Here is a 17,232-nt window from a genome sequence, read left to right as displayed (position 1 = left end):
AGGTTAATCAGCCAGTGCGGCGCGCAGGAATCCGTTATGTTGCACCAGTCGTGCTTTCGCCTGTGATGCATCAATACCAGCCAGTAGCATGAGAATAGCCGGTTTAACGTCAAAATCAGTCTGAGACAGCGCCAGCTCAGCATCATGGCGTGCCGCGCCCGTGGCCTCGACAACGATCCGGCAGGCACGATCGACCAGTTTGACGTTGGTCGCTTTCACGTCGACCATCAGGTTCTGATAAACCTTGCCACTTTTGACCATCGCCCCGGTTGAAATCATATTCAGCACCAGCTTCTGCGCCGTGCCAGATTTCAAGCGCGTTGAACCGGTCAGCGCTTCCGGCCCTACAACCGGAGAAATCGCGATGCTGGCTTCGCGCGCAATCGGAGAATCCGGGTTACAGGAAATCGCTACTGTGGCGCAGCCCATTTCTGTGGCATAGCGCAAAGCGCCAATGACATAAGGCGTACGTCCGCTCGCAGCTAATCCGACAACGGTGTCCTGAGCCTTCAGGTTCAGATTCTTTAAATCTTCAACACCCAGCGCTTCGCTGTCTTCCGCCCCTTCCACCGCTTTAAGCAGCGCGCCCGGCCCACCGGCAATTAACCCGACAACCATACCGTGCGGAACGCCAAACGTCGGCGGGCATTCAGACGCATCAAGAACGCCGAGGCGGCCACTGGTACCGGCACCGAGATAAATCAGACGCCCGCCAGCCTGAAATGACGCAGCGGCTTTATCGATAGCCAAGGCAATCTGCGGCAGAACCTTATTGATGGCTTCCGGCACTTTGCGGTCTTCCTGATTAAAACAGGCCACCAGTTCCAGCGTAGACATCTCATCTAAATTCATCGTATCCGGATTTCGGCTTTCTGAAACCAGTGCCCCTAAATTAAGATCTGTGTTCATGCTTCTCTCCTGAATTTTTAATTCAAATTTATTACTCAATATTTGAATATATTATTCATCAATGCGAGGAATATTTGCTATTTTAGATAACATAATCCGTAAAATGTGATGCAAGTATTCAGAGACGCCGGGATAAATCCTCAATGAGTTGTATGATCCGTATCCGCCAGCTTTATCCGACGCTGGCGCAAAATGACCGAAAACTGGCTGATTTTCTACTGGCTCAGCCGGAGAAAGCGCGTCATATGAGTTCGCAGAAACTGGCTGAAATAGCGGGTGTCAGCCAGTCTGGCGTGGTGAAATTTGCCCAAAAACTTGGCTATAAAGGCTTCCCCGCGCTGAAACTCGCAATGAGTGAATCCCTGGCATCACCGGAAAACAGTGAGCCGGTGACGGTGCATAATCAGATTTTAAGCACCGACAGCCTGCATGTTGTGGGGGAGAAATTACTGGCAGAGAAACAGTCGGCGCTTCGCGCAACACTGGATATTAACAGCGAACCGCGTCTGCAAATTGCGTTGTCGATGCTCACCGGTGCCCGAAAAATTGTGCTGAGCGGTATTGGCGCATCCGGATTAGTGGCGAAGGATCTGGCGTATAAGTTGCTGAAAATCGGGGTCACGGCCATTGCCGAATCCGATACTCATGTCCTGGTTGCTACCGTGCAGGCGCTGTCGAAAGAAGATTTATTGCTGGCGATTTCCTTCAGCGGTGAACGGAACGAAATCAATCTCGCGGCAAAAGTCGCCCGCGAGAGTGGTGCAAAGGTCCTGGCCATTACCGGTTTTTCACCCAATACCCTGCAACAACAGGCAGACCATTGTTTGTATACAGTGGCAGAATTACCTGCGACCCGCGGCGCGGCGCTCTCGGCCACCACGGCGCAATATTCCCTGACTGATTTGCTGTTTGTCGCGCTGGTTCAACAGGATACAGCGCACGCGCCGGAGCGGATCCGCCACAGCGAAGAACTGGTGAAAAAGCTGATTTGATCAGGATCATTGGGGGCGTGGAAAGGCATGAATGCAGAACCTACACCAGCGCAATTCTGCTATACTGTGCGCCCTGATTATTGACCTGTTTATTGAACATAAGAGAAAACGTCATGGCCCTGCTGATCACACACAAATGCATTAATTGCGATATGTGCGAACCGGAGTGCCCGAATCAGGCGATCTCGATGGGCAATGAGATTTACGAAATTGACAGCGATCGGTGTACGGAATGCGTCGGACATTATGATAAACCAACCTGTCAGAGCGTCTGCCCGATCGACAATACCATCATCATCAATCCGCAACACACCGAAACCAACGAACAGCTTTGGGATAAATTTGTGGCATTGCATCACACGCTGTAATCACGCCGTGATGCAATGCCAAAAATAAGTAGTATTAGTTTTCTATGATTACAGTGGCACAGGCATAACGCCTTTCATCCGCCAGGGTAACATGAACCGATTTCACACCCATCTCGGCCGCCATTTCCGCCGCGCGGGCATGGAAAACCAGACCTGGTTTCCCCAGCACATCATTGACGACTTCAAATTGCTCAAACGCCAGACCGTTGCGGATACCGGTTCCCAGCGCTTTAGCCGCGGCTTCCTTGACAGCAAACCGCTTCGCCAGAAATCGGACCGGTTGCTGATGTTGCTCATAAACCGCCCATTCATTCGCGCACAAAATACGCTTCGCCAGACGGTCGCCACTGCGTTCAATCACCGCTTCGATACGGGAAATTTCAACGATATCCGTACCTAAACCTAAAATACTCATTACCGGCGCGCTTCCCGCATCAGGTTTTTCATTTCACGTACTGCACAAGATAATCCGTCGATAACAGCCTGACCGATAATCGCATGGCCGATATTCAGCTCATGCATTTCAGGCAATGCGGCGATCGGCTGCACGTTGTGGTATGTCAGACCGTGGCCGGCATTCACTTTCAGACCTTTACCGGCTGCATATGCCGCGCCCTGTTTAATGCGCTCCAGCTCGGCCTGACGTTCAAGGTCAGTTTTCGCTTCAGCATAAGCACCGGTATGAATTTCGATATAAGGCGCCCCCACAGCAACAGCAGCATCAATCTGGCGCATATCCGGGTCGATAAACAGGGAAACCAGTATGCCCGCTTCGCTGAGACGGCTGACTGCAACGGTCATTTTATCCAACTGACCAGCCACATCCAGCCCCCCTTCGGTCGTCACTTCTTCGCGTTTTTCCGGCACCAGACAGCAGAAATGCGGTAAAACTTCACAGGCAATACCGACCATTTCATCGGTGACAGCCATTTCGAGGTTCATGCGGGTTTGGATAGTCTGACGCAGGAGGCGTACGTCGCGATCGGTGATATGACGGCGATCTTCACGCAGGTGGACGGTGATCCCATCAGCACCAGCCTGCTCAGCGATAAATGCCGCCTGAACCGGATCAGGGTAAGCCGTACCGCGTGCATTACGCAGTGTCGCAATGTGATCAATATTAACGCCCAACAGCAACTCAGCCATAACAGCTCCAGATTTAAGAATGAATTGATTTATGAATGGAACAAAAAGCTAATTTCTGCAGTTTACACCCTTGAGAGTGGCGGCGTGTAGCCCGGAGTCCGAATTAGCTGGAAGAATTGTCAGAAGGTGAGACAGGTTTTTTGACCTGAAACTGGCGGAAGAGCTCGCGGCTTTTCAGGGGTTTGCCGCCAAGATAGGGTTTCAGCGCCATACGGGTAAAACGCTTGGCAGCCCGCAGCGTTGAGACATCCGGGAATTCACGGCTGGCCAGTGCTTTCAAATCTCTGCCGGTGAAACTGGAATTATCAATCACCAGACTGGCGATAAAACCTTTTTCTTCACGGTAACGGTACGTCATGGTGTCACTGACTTCTTCACCGCTGCCTGCGCAATGCAGGAAATCCACGCCGTAACCCAGATGATGTAAAAGAGAGAGTTCGAACTGACGCAACGCATACTCAGGAGAACCGCTGGCACTGGCGAGATTTTGCAGACAATTGAGATAATCGAAGAACAACGAAGAGTAATTAGCTTCCTGCTCAAGCACCCGAGAAACGAGTTCATTGACGTACAGACCGCTGTAAAGCATCAGACCAGAAAGGGGAAGTGCCAGGGAGACCGGTTCAGCATTACGCAAGGTTTTCACTTCGCCCCGCCCGCTCCAGCGAACCAGTAAAGGCGTAAAAGGCTGCAGGCAGCCTTTTAAATTGGACCGGCGACCACGCGCACCTTTAGCCAGTATGCGAACCCGCCCTTGTCCCTCAGTGAACAGATCCAGCATTAAGCTGGTTTCACTGTAAGGTCGCCCATGCAAAACAAATGCGCGTTGCCAGCCTTCCATAGGCGCGGACCTTATAAGTCGTCTACATAACCCAGACTGCGCAACGCACGTTCGTCGTCTGCCCAGCCGGATTTGACCTTAACCCACAACTCAAGATGGACTTTCGCTTCAAACATGTTTTCCATGTCATGGCGGGCTTCAATGCCAATCGTCTTGATTTTAGAGCCTTTATTGCCGATAACCATTTTCTTCTGGCCTTCACGTTCTACCAGAATCAGGCCATTGATGTCGTACCCACCCCGTTCATTGCTGACAAAGCGTTCGATTTCAACGGTCACAGAATACGGCAGCTCTTCGCCCAGGAAACGCATCAGTTTTTCACGGATGATTTCAGAAGCCATAAAGCGCTGTGAACGGTCAGTAATGTAATCTTCCGGGAAGTGATGAACCGCTTCCGGCAGACGTTTACGCACCAGAGCCGCGATAGTATCAACATTCGTTCCTTTCTCTGCAGAGATAGGCACGATATCGACGAAGTTCATCTGCTCACTAAGGAATTGCAAATGTGGCAACAACTTAGATTTGTCGGTGACGTTATCAATCTTGTTGATCGCCAGCAGAACCGGTGATTTCAAATCACGCAGTTTGTTAACCACCATTTCGTCATCCGGAGTCCAGTGAGTGCCTTCAACAACGAAGATCACCAGTTCAACATCACCGATTGAGCTGCTTGCAGCACGGTTCATCAGACGGTTGATGGCCCGTTTTTCTTCAATATGCAGCCCCGGGGTATCCACGTAAATGGCCTGATAGGGTCCTTCGGTATGGATACCCATGATACGGTGACGCGTGGTTTGCGGTTTGCGGGAAGTAATGGAGATTTTTTGCCCCAATAATTCATTCAGCAAGGTAGATTTGCCGACGTTAGGACGGCCTACGATTGCAACAAAACCACAGTAATTCTTTTCTTCGCTCATTCAAGCTCCAGCTGTATCAGCGCTTGTTCCGCTGCCGCCTGCTCGGCTTTACGGCGACTTGAACCGGTTCCTACAACCGGCTGGCTCAAGCCACTGACCTGGCAGTGGATGGTAAACTCCTGATCGTGCGCTTCACCGCGAACCTGCACAACCAGATAAGAAGGCAACGGCAGATGGCGACCTTGCAAAAACTCCTGTAAACGGGTTTTTGGGTCTTTCTGCTTATCACCGGGACTGATTTCGTCTAAACGACTACGGTACCAATCGAGAATCAGCTTTTCGACGGTCTGGATATCACTGTCCAGAAACACGCCGCCAATGAGTGCCTCCACCGTATCCGCAAGAATCGACTCGCGGCGGAAACCACCACTTTTCAATTCGCCCGGCCCTAAGCGTAAGCATTCGCCGAGATCGAATTCACGCGCCATTTCCGCCAGCGTATTTCCACGTACTAACGTGGCACGCATGCGACTCATATCGCCCTCGTCTACGCGAGGAAAACGATGATACAGCGCGTTAGCAATGACATAACTAAGAATTGAGTCACCCAGGAACTCTAAACGCTCATTGTGTTTACTGCTTGCGCTGCGGTGAGTCAGTGCCTGCAATAAAAGCTCCTGCTGTTGAAAAGTGTAGCCCAGCTTCCGCTGAAGCCTGTTTATTACGATGGGATTCATGAGTTACCAATAGACTAAGAATGCGTCAAAAACTTCAGCATACGGAACAGGCCTGCTTCGCCCTAAGCCAATCCAAAGCTGTTTCGTTTGCAGTGGCTCCCTCTGTTCGTCTTAAATTAAAATTTAAAATCAGGGGAGCCAACTTTTATCGCCCGAAAGGATATTCTACAACGAGTGGAAATATAATGCTGCGCTAATAGGCATCATTAAATTAATGAATTCCACCAATACGGCTTAAACGAACACCGGTAGGCCATTCACCTTCCTGTTTTTTAAAGCTCATCCAAATTGCAGAAGCTCTACCCACTAAATTCTGTTCCGGCACAAAACCCCAATAACGGCTGTCAGCGCTATTATCACGGTTATCACCCATCATGAAATAATGGCCAGCCGGCACCACCCATGTCCCCAGTGGCTGACCCGGTTGCTGATAATAAGCCCCCAGTTGGTCACGTGCACCTGGCACGGTCAGAATACGATGCGTCACATTGCCCAGCGTTTCATTGCGCTGTACAAGACGGATACCGTCTTGCGGCACGTTAGCGGACGGCGGCGTTTCAAAGAAACCACTGCTCGCTTCGCCGCCCGAAGACTGACCAAAAGTCTGCACGAAATCACTGGCAACACCGGAATCATATGTCACAGCCAGCGCGGTGCTGCAATTTTTGCCCGTTTCGCAAGCAGGCTGCACGGTCACCTGCTTGCTGAACGGATCGTAAGTCACCCGGTCACCGGGCAAGCCTACCAGGCGTTTAATATAGTCCACGCTCGGGTTTTGCGGATATTTAAATACCACCACATCACCACGTTTCGGTTCACCGGTTGAGATCAGCTTGGTTTGAGTAATGGGATCTTTCAGGCCGTAGGCATATTTCTCAACCACGATGAAATCACCAATAAGCAGCGTCGGCATCATCGAGCCAGACGGGATCTGGAAAGGTTCATAAATAAATGAACGCACCACAAACACAACTAACAAGACAGGGAATACCGAAGCACAGGTTTCCACCCAGCCCGGTTGCTTCGCCACTTTGTTCAGCGTTGAATCGTCAACAGCACCACCCGTTTCAGCCTTAATTTTAGCAACTTTAGCCCGGCGTGCGGGTGCCAGCTTGAAACGATCAAGGCACCAGATAATCCCTGACACCAGCGTTGCAACCGCCAGAATCAGGGCAAACATGTTAGCCATGCATACTCCCTACGACTCAATAAAGGATTTACTTGCTGTCTTTGCCCACGTGAAGAATGGCCAGGAACGCTTCTTGTGGTAACTCAACATTACCCACTTGTTTCATGCGTTTCTTACCATCTTTCTGTTTCTGCAAGAGTTTCTTCTTACGGCTGACGTCGCCGCCATAACATTTGGCGAGAACGTTTTTACGTAATTGCTTCACGGTTGAACGGGCAATGATGTGAGCACCAATCGCCGCCTGGATAGCAATATCGAACTGCTGACGCGGGATCAGTTCCTGCATCTTCTCAACCAGCTGGCGTCCACGGAACTGGGAATTACCACGGTGAGTGATCAGCGCCAGTGCATCCACACGGTCGCCGTTGATTAGAACATCAACACGTACCATGTCAGAAGTCTGAAAACGTTTGAAATTGTAATCAAGCGACGCATAACCGCGTGACGTTGACTTCAGACGGTCGAAGAAATCGAGTACCACTTCCGCCATCGGGATTTCATAAGTCAGTGCGACCTGATTACCGTGGTAAACCATGTTGGTCTGGACACCACGTTTCTCAATACACAAAGTAATCACGCTACCCAGATATTCCTGTGGCATCAGCATGTGACACTCAGCGATAGGCTCACGCAGTTCCAGAATGTTATTCAGGGCAGGCAGTTTAGACGGACTGTCTACATAGACAGTTTCATTGCCGGTCGTCAGAACTTCATAAACTACTGTCGGCGCTGTGGTGATCAGATCCAGATCGTATTCACGTTCCAGACGTTCCTGAATGATTTCCATGTGCAGCAGCCCCAGGAAGCCACAACGGAAACCGAAGCCCAGCGCGGTAGAACTTTCTGGTTCGTAGAACAGGGATGCATCGTTAAGGCTAAGCTTGCCTAACGCATCACGGAAGTTTTCATAATCATCGGAGCTGACCGGGAACAGGCCAGCGTAAACCTGAGGTTTCACTTTCTTGAAACCCGGCAGCGCTTTGTCAGCAGGCTGACGAGCCAGAGTCAGGGTGTCCCCCACTGGTGCGCCGAGGATATCTTTAATCGCGCATACCAGCCAGCCGACCTCACCGCAGTTCAGAATGTCTTTATCGACACGCTTAGGCGTGAAAATACCCAGGCGATCGGCGTTATAAACCTGCCCGGTACTCATCACTTTAATTTTGTCGCCCTTTCTCATGGTGCCATTTTTGATACGCACCAGAGAAACAACGCCGAGATAGTTATCGAACCATGAATCGATGATCAACGCCTGAAGTGGCGCCTCAGGATCACCTTCCGGCGGTGGTACATCACGCACCAGACGCTCCAGCACTTCTGGCACACCGACACCGGTTTTCGCGGAACAACGAACAGCATCCGTGGCATCGATACCCACGATGTCTTCGATTTCCTGCGCTGCACGATCAGGATCGGCGGCCGGTAAGTCGATTTTGTTCAGAACCGGCACGACCTCCAGATCCATTTCCATCGCGGTATAGCAGTTTGCCAGCGTCTGGGCTTCAACACCCTGACCAGCATCCACCACTAATAATGCGCCTTCGCAGGCAGCGAGAGAGCGGGATACTTCATAGGAAAAGTCAACGTGCCCCGGCGTGTCGATAAAGTTCAGGTGATAAACCTGACCATCTTTTGCTTTGTAGTCGAGCGTCACGCTTTGCGCTTTGATGGTGATGCCGCGTTCACGCTCAAGATCCATTGAGTCGAGGACCTGCGCTTCCATTTCACGGTCGGCTAAGCCACCGCAAATTTGAATAATACGGTCTGACAGCGTCGACTTACCGTGGTCAATGTGGGCAATAATGGAGAAATTTCGTATATGCTTCATTATAAAAGTTTTTCTACCTTGGTATTTCTGAATCATTCGCCATGAACATACAGCGACGGTTTGTAGGTTGGCTGTCTTTCGCCTAAGTCGCAGCATTCTACATGCCAGCACCATGAAAACCTAGTCTCCGCACACCCTAACTCCAGATTATGCGAGCTTTCTCAGGATGAAATCCCCACATTTTCATTTGTTTTCATTACCGGAGCGTCTGTGTGCTTCCTAGGTTTGTCTCAGTCCGGTATTCCATGTATGGGCTTCCTGCCTTTTGGTTTTAGGAAAATCCCCATATACAGAAACGCGTATTGAAACTTAATATATTGTTATAAAAGAAATTACATAATTTCTAACTCATAAAGTTCTCATTCAACTTCTTCCACAAATATCTTTTTTATTTTTAATTCAATCCGGTCACAAGGTTATCAATATGATCAATGAAGGGCGGCTGCTCAGTCAGCATGGCTTTGCCAAAGCCAACTCTTGGATCACTCTGGTCCTGTCTGTGTTGTTGTTGATCGGCGGCGCAGTGCAAATTGCATTTTTGCTGGCCTTTGGCCACACCGCTGAGGGGCTGCATACCGTAATTTTGTCCGCTCTGCTCAGTATTGCCCTGGGGGTGGTGCTCATTCTGCTGCGACGTCTGATACGACCCAATCAATTCTATCAGCTTCATGAAAATGGAATTTTAGTTATAAGCCAAACGGATAAAAAAAATCGTTTTATTCCTTTTGACCGCATCATGGATATATATCGATTCAGAACCGGAAAATACACCCGTCGTATTTTAAATACGATGATCTTCCGTGAGGGAAATAGCAAAACCTGGCATCGTATTACGCCAAACATTGCCAATTCTGAAAGATTAATTGAAGTCATTAAAAACGAACACCTGATGTATCGCGGCCCATGGGCCCTAAACAGGCTGGCTCAGGGGGGAGATATTCTTTTTACATATCTGGTGAATCCACATTGCGGGTGGAAAAGATTTATCGGCGCTAACCTTCTGGCGCTGAACGAAAAAAAGATACATCTGAGCGCGTTGATGTTAACCACCGACGAAGGGAAAATAGTGCCTGTTGAGGATATTCAGTTTATCAGTGGCGGCAGCAACAGCCCGTTAATACGTCTGCTCGATAAACACGGCCGCATCCTTTTCTCTGTAGAGTATACATCGCTTTCTAGCGCAGATCTTTTCATCGCATTGATCGAGCATATGATCCAAAACCGTATACCGGTCAGAAACTAAAAAAATGCCACAGGGTTAGCGAACACTGTGGCATTTTTAAGCACTGTAGGATGCAGAAAGTTAAGAAGGGAGTTTGCTGTCAACCGAATAACGGAAAGCATCAGGAGGCAAACCCACCTGCAAGATGACTGGCTGGTAACCTGCTTTTCCATCGACTTTCGCAGCCAGTGCTTTAGCAATCAGGAAACCTAATCCACCACCCAACACCGCACCAATAACCGCGTATACATCTGCTTTCAGCAAGGCCTGCAACGCACCACCACCCGCAATCACACCAAAGAGCGGCGTCATATAAACCAGCAACGCCGAGCGCAACAGGCTTCCTTCCGGTATCCCCAGTTCAACTTTCTGACCAGGTGCAAGAGGCTCGTTAACGCTGACCTGAAGATTATGTTCAGTCTGCGGCCCTAACTCATTCAATACGCGAGCGCCACACCCTGAACGTGAATGGCAACTACTGCAACCCGCCTGTGTTTCACAACGCAACGTCGCAATACCGTCTTTCCACGACACCACCGTGGCCCATTCTTTCATCATGTAATCACCCTGTATTTCTATTGCGAAGGCAGTTTTTCTGATTAAAAGCTACTTTTCTGAGAAAACGATGCTATCGGCAACACGTTTGGCAGTCGAAGGAGGAAGCTCACCGACGACCGTAATTTCATTGCCATTGCGTATTTCAGTCTGCACAGTTCTGCGCCCTTGCCTGATCAACTGCTCAGAAGGGCCATTAGTTGTTGCACTGACATTGACAGAGAAACTGAACAATCCGTCAGTGTACAGCCGCGATTCTATCGATACGGGCATATTGGGCAAGTTTCGGCGGCTACTTGCCACCTCTGTCACGCCAGCCGGCAGCCATTTTATTTGCCAGTCAAACTTCACCTGCTCAGACGCAGGTAAAGACAGCACAGGCGGTAAACTGGCTTTTTCGAGATCAGAAAGCGTTCCAACAACTTGTTCTCCCTCATCAAAACTGATCACACGGAACTGCTCAAGCGTTTCACCGTCACGATCCAGTAAATCGACACGCATCGGCAATTTCGTCTGCTCATCGATCCATATGACATAACTGAATCGGGTACCATCGCGGGATACAACTCTGATCACCTGACTCAGGCGATCCGCTGTGCGTGCGCGGCCTACGGCGATAAAATCGTAGTATTTGGTCAGAAGAGAAAAATCGCTGAACACGATGGAAGGCAGGGAATCAACGATATGATCGCCATCCAACGTAAAGGGCTGTAAACCGGTCTCAAAGTAGCTGACGTCTTTTCCACGCTGGACAATTTCACGGCGCGGACCATCCATCAGAACCAGTTGAGCGAGGGAAGTTTGATGAGAGACAGCATGACGATAGCGAAAGGAATCAATCCCTTGCTTCGTAATGTTGATAAAACCCATTTCATAATTCAGCGTCTGGGAAGCTTTGCCCATCTCTTGCAGTAACGCCTCGGAAGAAGAATCTGCCGAGGCGATACTTGGAGTAAGCAGGCTGCCCGCAGCTAAACAAACGGCAAACCAAATTTGCTTCATTACTGCGTTTGCGTTCCTAAAGACTGAGTTCCTGGGACCTGAACAGCGGCTTGCTGAGGAGTAACTGGTTCGAGTTGAAGCTGCTCTGAATGCAAGCGACGCTGCAATTCGTAATCCTGCAACATCGCATTAATGCGCTTACGTTGCTCCTGAACATTCTGTTGCCCGCTGGTGGTATTGCCTTCATTTGGCACGCCGAAGCTCACCGGGGAGGCTTTACCCATCATAGGCAACGTATTGAACGCTGGGGTTTCCGGAGAAGCACCCGATGCGTCAGGCTGGTTATAATGCTGAACGCCAACAATCACAGCAAGTGATACACAAGCAGCCACGCCGACCTGAGTCAACTGACTCGCCCAAGGGCGCACCTTCTGCCAGAATGGCATTTTTTGCCAGGTATGAGGCTGAGGTTGTGATTCGGTTGCTGAACCCGGCACCAGTTTTACCGGCTCATTAGCCAGCGCTGCGGCCACACGGTCTGCGATATCCAGATGCACAACGTTCCCAATATCACCACGTAAGGTATCGCGGATCAAATGATAACTCTGCCAGTCTTGCTGAAGCCTGGTATCTATTGATAACGAACTTAACAGTTCGGTATCAATGGCTTCACCATCCATCAGAGCGGAAAGCTTTTCTTTCTGCATGCCTAAGTATCCTTCCTGTGTCCGTCATCTCTAACGCTGGATGAGCGGTTGAACTTTGTTATCAATTGCTTCCCGGGCACGGAATATACGGGATCTCACCGTACCCACCGGACAATCCATGATGGCGGCTATTTCTTCGTAGCTCAATCCATCCAACTCCCTCAAGGTAATCGCCATACGAAGATCTTCAGGAAGTGCTTCAATAGTACGGAAAACAATCTTCCGTAACTCTTCAGACAACATCAAGTTCTCAGGGTTCGAAATTTCTTTCAGTGCACCGCCACTTTCGAAATTTTCGGCTTCATTCGCGTCGACATCACTGGATGGCGGGCGTCGCCCCTGAGCAACTAAATAGTTTTTCGCTGTGTTGACTGCAATACGATACAGCCAGGTATAAAAAGCACTGTCGCCGCGGAAAGATTCCAGCGCACGATATGCTTTGATAAAAGATTCCTGAACCACATCAGGCACATCACCTTGTGGCACATAGCGGGATACAAGGCTCGCTACCTTATGCTGGTAACGAATAACCAGTAAATTGAACGATTTTTGATCACCCTTCTGGACCCGCTCAACCAGAACCTGATCGGCTAACTGCTCGCTCATCCGAGGTAAAATCTCCCCAAAATCTTCTCCGCGCTTAAAGTCGTACTGCCAGCTTTCATCATTATATTCCTGAGCAAGTACTGCTTGGAGTTCACATGAAACATTAAGTTCCACATCGCCGTTGTTTTTTCTATTGAAGTCTCAAGCCCGTGGCTTTTGCACGGGAGTTTAGGCTAACATGAATTTCCCTCTTCTTCTGCAAACATCATACGTTATGCAACCTTCATCTGAATTTGTTAGCGATGTATTGATAATCGGAAGTGGCGCTGCAGGCCTTTCTTTGGCTTTGCGACTTGCAGACCACTGTCATGTCACTGTTCTCAGTAAAGGCCCGCTCAACGAAGGCTCAACATTTTACGCCCAGGGCGGGATTGCCGCCGTTTTCGACGAAGCAGACAGCATTGCCTCACATGTTGATGACACATTAATTGCCGGTGCGGGCTTATGCGATAAAGAAGCTGTTGAATTTATCGCGAGCAACGCACGTCATTGTGTCCAGTGGTTGATCGACCAGGGCGTACTGTTTGATACCGAAACCAACACAAGCTCAGAAGAACGTTATCATCTGACACGTGAAGGCGGCCACAGCCACCGTAGGATCCTGCATGCTGCTGATGCTACAGGTAAAGAAGTAGAGACTACGCTGGTTGGGAAAGCAAGGGCACACGCCAATATTTGCGTGAAAGAACGCTATAATGCCGTTGATTTAATTACCTCAAGCAAGCTTGGATTGCCGGGGACACAACGCGTCGTTGGCGCGTATGTCTGGAACCGCGATAAAGAGCACGTTGAAACGCTCCGTGCCAAGGCCGTTGTACTGGCCACGGGGGGCGCAGCCAAGGTCTATCAGTACACGACCAATCCGGATATCTCTTCCGGCGATGGCGTCGCCATGGCGTGGCGTGCAGGCTGCCGTGTTGCCAATCTTGAATTCAACCAGTTTCACCCGACGTGCCTCTATCACCCTCAGGCACGTAACTTTCTGCTGACGGAAGCACTGCGCGGCGAAGGTGCCTTGCTCAAACGCCCGGATGGCACCCGTTTTATGCCGGATTTCGATGAACGAGGAGAACTGGCACCGCGCGATGTGGTGGCACGGGCCATCGACCATGAAATGAAGCGTCTTGGCGCCGACTGCATGTATCTCGATATCAGCCATCGCCCGCCGGAATTCATTAAGCATCATTTCCCGATGATTGATGAAAAGCTGCAATCACTGGGTATTGATCTGACCAAAGAGGCGATCCCGATTGTTCCGGCTGCGCATTACACCTGCGGTGGCGTAATGGTTGATCAGCACGGGCGCACCGATCTCGATGGTTTGTATGCGATTGGCGAAGTCAGTTATACCGGCCTGCATGGCGCTAACCGTCTGGCCTCTAACTCACTGCTGGAATGCGTGGTTTATGGCTGGTCGGCAGCAGAAGATATAATTAAACGTCTGCCGCATGCAAAACTGGCGACAAATATTCCGCAATGGGATGAAAGCCGGGTGGATAATTCCGATGAGCAGGTGGTCATTCAGCATAACTGGCATGAATTGCGGCTGTTTATGTGGGATTACGTAGGGATTGTACGCACGACAAAACGTCTTGAGCGTGCGTTGCGCCGCATCATGACGCTGCAACAGGAAATTGACGAGTATTATGCCAACTTCCGTATTTCCAATAATTTGCTGGAATTGAGAAATCTGGTGCTGGTTGCCGAGTTGATCGTCCGCAGTGCCCTGGAACGCAAAGAGAGTCGAGGACTGCATTTCACGCTGGACTATCCTGATCTACAGGAAAATCCGCAGCCGACCATTTTGCAGCCGTAATATTTGCAGCAATGGTATCGGGAAAGTGCGAAGGAACGCACTTTTTGAAAGCCCAGCCATCCGCTAATAATTCAGATAAAAATCAGTAATCAGCGCACAGAATGCTTCGCTGTAAACGCCTTCCGATTTCCGCAGTGCCAGTTCCTCGTCAACCCTTTCAACTGATTGCCTTGATAAGGTCAGCACTAGCCGGTTAAGCGGTTTTCCCGGTCGGTCGCGTACGGCCATCCGCCGTGCACTGAACCAGCCTTTTCGATGAGCCAGAGTTTCAAACGCCAGCCCGATGTCGTACGGCAAAACAACACTAAACAATCCCTCTGGCGTAAGCAGCTTATTTGCGCATTCAAGCAATGCATCGTGCGTCAGAGTTTCGGTGTAACGGGCGGCATTTCGGGCTTCATCGCGACAGGCAACAGCCGATTCAAAGTAAGGCGGATTACTCACAATCAGATCGTATTCAGCCTGATGTTCGCCGGCATAAACATTAATGTCCTGCGCATACACCGCCAGCCTTTGCGCCCAAACTGAGTTGCGGAAATTCTCCTCAGCCTGCGCCGCTGCGGAAGGTTCGAGTTCGACGGCATCAATAACAGTTTGAGCATTACTGCGTTGCGCCAGCATCATGGCAATCAGGCCGCTGCCGCAGCCAATATCAAGAACACGTCGTGCATGGCTAACCGGCGCCGTGGCACCGAGCAGGACACCATCGGTACCGACTTTCATCGCGCATCGGTCATGTGCAACGAAAAACTGCTTAAAGGTAAATCCATTACGCCGTAAAGGGTTTGCAGAACTGACTACTTTTGTCACTAATTTCACCGTAATTACGCCAGCCAACAGGCCTGTAAACGAAAACTGTCGTAGCATAGGGCAAAGAGAAGCAGAGTAAAAGCCACGCAAACCGCTTAAATAGGTGAAGATCGCGTCTAACACGTCTATAATCGGCGCCCCAAGTAGAGGTAGACCATGACTGTAACCACTTTTTCCGAACTCGAACTCGATGAACGCCTGATTGAAGCCCTTGGCGACAAAGGCTATAGCCGTCCTACTGTCATTCAGGCAGAGGCCATTCCGCCAGCAATGGACGGACGCGATGTGTTGGGTTCGGCTCCTACCGGCACCGGCAAAACAGCGGCATTCCTGCTGCCTGCATTGCAGCATTTGCTGGATTTCCCGCGTAAGAAATCTGGTCCGCCACGAATTCTGATCCTCACGCCAACCCGTGAACTTGCTATGCAGGTTGCTGAGCAGGCGCGTGAGTTAGCCAAACATACCGAACTGGATATCGCCACCATCACCGGCGGTGTGGCTTATATGAACCACGCCGAAGTGTTCAGCGAAAACCAGGACATCGTTGTTGCGACCACCGGTCGTTTGCTGCAATACATTAAAGAAGAAAACTTTGACTGCCGCGCAATCGAAACGCTGATCCTCGACGAAGCCGACCGCATGCTGGACATGGGTTTTGCTCAGGACATCGAAACGATTTCCGCCGAAGCACGCTGGCGCAAACAGACGTTGCTGTTCTCCGCAACGCTGGAAGGGGAAGCCATCCGTGAATTCGCAGAACGCATCCTGACTGAGCCGGTGGAAATCGAAGCTGACCCGTCACGCCGCGAACGCAAAAAAATCCTGCAATGGTATTATCGTGCCGACGATCTGGCGCATAAAACCCGGATGCTCATCCATTTGCTGAAACAGGAAGATGTCACTAAATCCGTGATCTTTGTGCGTAAACGCGAGCGTGTGCATGAGCTGGTTGCGTGGTTGCGCGAAGCAGGGATTAACTCCTGTTATCTTGAAGGCGAAATGGTGCAGGTGAAACGTACCGAAGCCGTCAAACGTATGGTTGAAGACCGCGTTAACGTCCTCGTTGCGACCGACATTGCTGCCCGTGGCCTGGATATCAACGACATCAGCCATGTCTTCAACTTTGACCTGCCGCTGACCGCTGATATTTATCTGCACCGTATCGGCCGTACCGGTCGTGCTGGTCGTAAAGGGACCGCGATTTCTTTCGTGGAAGCGCATGACCATCTGCTGCTCGGCAAGATCGGCCGTTACCTTAACGAGCCGTTGAAAGCACGCGTACTGGACGAGTTCCGTCCAAAAACGAAAGCACCGAGCGAGAAAGTCACCGGTAAGCCGTCGAAAAAAGTGCTGGCGAAACGTAAAGAGAAGCAGAAAGCGGCGCAGGAAAAATCGAAGGTGAAAGTTAAAGTTCGCCATCGTGACAGCAAAAACGTCGGCAAACGCCGTGTTAAACCTGACGCTGTAAAAGACGCTGCTAAATAAACATCAGCCTGATTTGATGCAAAGAAAAACCGCCCTGAAGGCTAATGCCGGTCACTTAAGGTGACCGGCATTGTTTTTTAAGGGATATTTCGACCTTTTTTCTCTCACTTCCCTCGCATATTCACGCTCACGTCTCGAGGGCAGTTTTAGCATCGCTGCGTTGCTGTAAAAATGCTTCAGATGACCCGGGATGGCTCCCGCTGATGCCCACGGCAGCCCGAT

18 protein-coding genes and 1 pseudogene are annotated in these 17,232 nt (G+C 50.3%); 5 read left to right on the top strand and 14 right to left on the bottom strand.

Features of this window, described 5'->3' with window-relative positions; all coding sequences use genetic code 11:
* Positions 1 to 3: 3 nt before the first annotated feature.
* The gene (gene murQ / locus HGO41_RS05000) at positions 4 to 909 is read right to left on the bottom strand and encodes an N-acetylmuramic acid 6-phosphate etherase (protein WP_013576712.1); all 906 of its coding nucleotides are present in this window, start codon (positions 907 to 909) and stop codon (positions 4 to 6) included.
* A gap of 143 nt (positions 910 to 1,052) precedes the next feature.
* Here murQ and HGO41_RS04995 point away from each other — a divergent pair, with 143 nt between their 5' ends.
* Positions 1,053 to 1,901, top strand: a complete 849-nt coding sequence (locus HGO41_RS04995; RefSeq protein WP_037036757.1) for a MurR/RpiR family transcriptional regulator — start codon at positions 1,053 to 1,055, stop codon at positions 1,899 to 1,901.
* Positions 1,902 to 2,014: 113 nt separating this feature from the next.
* On the top strand, positions 2,015 to 2,269 hold the full coding sequence (locus tag HGO41_RS04990) for a YfhL family 4Fe-4S dicluster ferredoxin (protein ID WP_013576714.1): 255 nt from the start codon (positions 2,015 to 2,017) through the stop codon (positions 2,267 to 2,269).
* A 34-nt stretch (positions 2,270 to 2,303) separates the two neighbouring features.
* On the opposite strand, the gene acpS is transcribed toward HGO41_RS04990, so the two are convergent.
* The 7 genes from acpS to lepA form a co-directional block, all read right to left on the bottom strand.
* Positions 2,304 to 2,684 carry a holo-ACP synthase gene (gene acpS, locus HGO41_RS04985; protein WP_013576715.1) on the bottom strand — a complete coding sequence of 127 codons (381 nt, stop codon included), beginning with the start codon at positions 2,682 to 2,684 and terminating at the stop codon, positions 2,304 to 2,306.
* Positions 2,684 to 3,415 carry a pyridoxine 5'-phosphate synthase gene (gene pdxJ, locus HGO41_RS04980; RefSeq protein ID WP_013576716.1) on the bottom strand — a complete coding sequence of 244 codons (732 nt, stop codon included), beginning with the start codon at positions 3,413 to 3,415 and terminating at the stop codon, positions 2,684 to 2,686. The genes acpS and pdxJ overlap by 1 nt, the downstream gene beginning before the upstream one ends.
* Before the next feature lie 103 nt (positions 3,416 to 3,518).
* Entirely contained in the window at positions 3,519 to 4,256 is a 738-nt protein-coding gene (recO, locus tag HGO41_RS04975; protein WP_013576717.1) for a DNA repair protein RecO, read from the bottom strand.
* Between the two features lie 11 nt (positions 4,257 to 4,267).
* Complete coding sequence (gene era / locus HGO41_RS04970; protein WP_013576718.1) at positions 4,268 to 5,173, bottom strand: GTPase Era; 906 nt, start codon at positions 5,171 to 5,173, stop codon at positions 4,268 to 4,270.
* The gene (gene rnc / locus HGO41_RS04965) at positions 5,170 to 5,850 is read right to left on the bottom strand and encodes a ribonuclease III (protein ID WP_015698392.1); all 681 of its coding nucleotides are present in this window, start codon (positions 5,848 to 5,850) and stop codon (positions 5,170 to 5,172) included. Before rnc ends, era begins: the two co-directional genes overlap by 4 nt.
* A 211-nt stretch (positions 5,851 to 6,061) precedes the next feature.
* A complete protein-coding gene (gene lepB, locus HGO41_RS04960; protein WP_013576720.1) occupies positions 6,062 to 7,039 on the bottom strand; it encodes a signal peptidase I in 978 nt (325 codons plus the stop codon).
* A 28-nt stretch (positions 7,040 to 7,067) separates the two neighbouring features.
* A complete protein-coding gene (lepA, locus tag HGO41_RS04955) occupies positions 7,068 to 8,867 on the bottom strand; it encodes a translation elongation factor 4 (protein WP_037036754.1) in 1,800 nt (599 codons plus the stop codon).
* Positions 8,868 to 9,291: 424 nt separating this feature from the next.
* On the opposite strand from lepA, the gene HGO41_RS04950 reads away from it, so the two are divergent.
* On the top strand, positions 9,292 to 10,110 hold the full coding sequence (locus HGO41_RS04950) for a hypothetical protein (protein ID WP_112151743.1): 819 nt from the start codon (positions 9,292 to 9,294) through the stop codon (positions 10,108 to 10,110).
* 60 nt (positions 10,111 to 10,170) lie between these two features.
* On the opposite strand, the gene rseC is transcribed toward HGO41_RS04950, so the two are convergent.
* Genes rseC through rpoE form a run of 4 tightly spaced genes read right to left on the bottom strand, consistent with a single transcriptional unit; the run spans position 10,171 to position 12,899 of the window.
* The gene (gene rseC / locus HGO41_RS04945; protein ID WP_013576723.1) at positions 10,171 to 10,647 is read right to left on the bottom strand and encodes a SoxR-reducing system protein RseC; all 477 of its coding nucleotides are present in this window, start codon (positions 10,645 to 10,647) and stop codon (positions 10,171 to 10,173) included.
* Between the two features lie 48 nt (positions 10,648 to 10,695).
* Positions 10,696 to 11,646, bottom strand: coding sequence for a sigma-E factor regulatory protein RseB (gene rseB, locus HGO41_RS04940; RefSeq protein WP_013576724.1), 951 nt, complete (start codon positions 11,644 to 11,646; stop codon positions 10,696 to 10,698).
* Positions 11,646 to 12,293, bottom strand: a complete 648-nt coding sequence (rseA, locus tag HGO41_RS04935) for an anti-sigma-E factor RseA (protein WP_126125089.1) — start codon at positions 12,291 to 12,293, stop codon at positions 11,646 to 11,648. Before rseA ends, rseB begins: the two co-directional genes overlap by 1 nt.
* A gap of 30 nt (positions 12,294 to 12,323) precedes the next feature.
* Positions 12,324 to 12,899, bottom strand: coding sequence for an RNA polymerase sigma factor RpoE (gene rpoE / locus HGO41_RS04930; RefSeq protein WP_013576726.1), 576 nt, complete (start codon positions 12,897 to 12,899; stop codon positions 12,324 to 12,326).
* A 214-nt stretch (positions 12,900 to 13,113) separates the two neighbouring features.
* On the opposite strand from rpoE, the gene nadB reads away from it, so the two are divergent.
* Positions 13,114 to 14,715, top strand: a complete 1,602-nt coding sequence (gene nadB / locus HGO41_RS04925) for an L-aspartate oxidase (RefSeq protein WP_015690322.1) — start codon at positions 13,114 to 13,116, stop codon at positions 14,713 to 14,715.
* A gap of 63 nt (positions 14,716 to 14,778) precedes the next feature.
* Here nadB and trmN read toward each other — a convergent pair whose 3' ends face one another.
* Entirely contained in the window at positions 14,779 to 15,582 is an 804-nt protein-coding gene (gene trmN / locus HGO41_RS04920) for a tRNA(1)(Val) (adenine(37)-N(6))-methyltransferase TrmN (RefSeq protein ID WP_411829829.1), read from the bottom strand.
* A gap of 99 nt (positions 15,583 to 15,681) precedes the next feature.
* Here trmN and srmB point away from each other — a divergent pair, with 99 nt between their 5' ends.
* Positions 15,682 to 17,010: an ATP-dependent RNA helicase SrmB gene (gene srmB, locus HGO41_RS04915; protein ID WP_013576729.1), complete on the top strand. Its 1,329-nt coding sequence runs from the start codon at positions 15,682 to 15,684 to the stop codon at positions 17,008 to 17,010.
* 51 nt (positions 17,011 to 17,061) lie between these two features.
* On the opposite strand, the pseudogene HGO41_RS04910 reads toward srmB, so the two are convergent.
* Positions 17,062 to 17,232, bottom strand: a pseudogene (locus tag HGO41_RS04910) (IS4 family transposase); the annotation flags it as partial.

Origin of the sequence: Rahnella sp. CG8 (genome assembly GCF_023701875.1) — a bacterium.
GTDB lineage: Bacteria > Pseudomonadota > Gammaproteobacteria > Enterobacterales > Enterobacteriaceae > Rahnella > Rahnella aceris.
The sequence above is the reverse complement of the archived record's forward strand: the minus strand, read 5'-3'. Positions and strand labels throughout refer to the sequence as shown.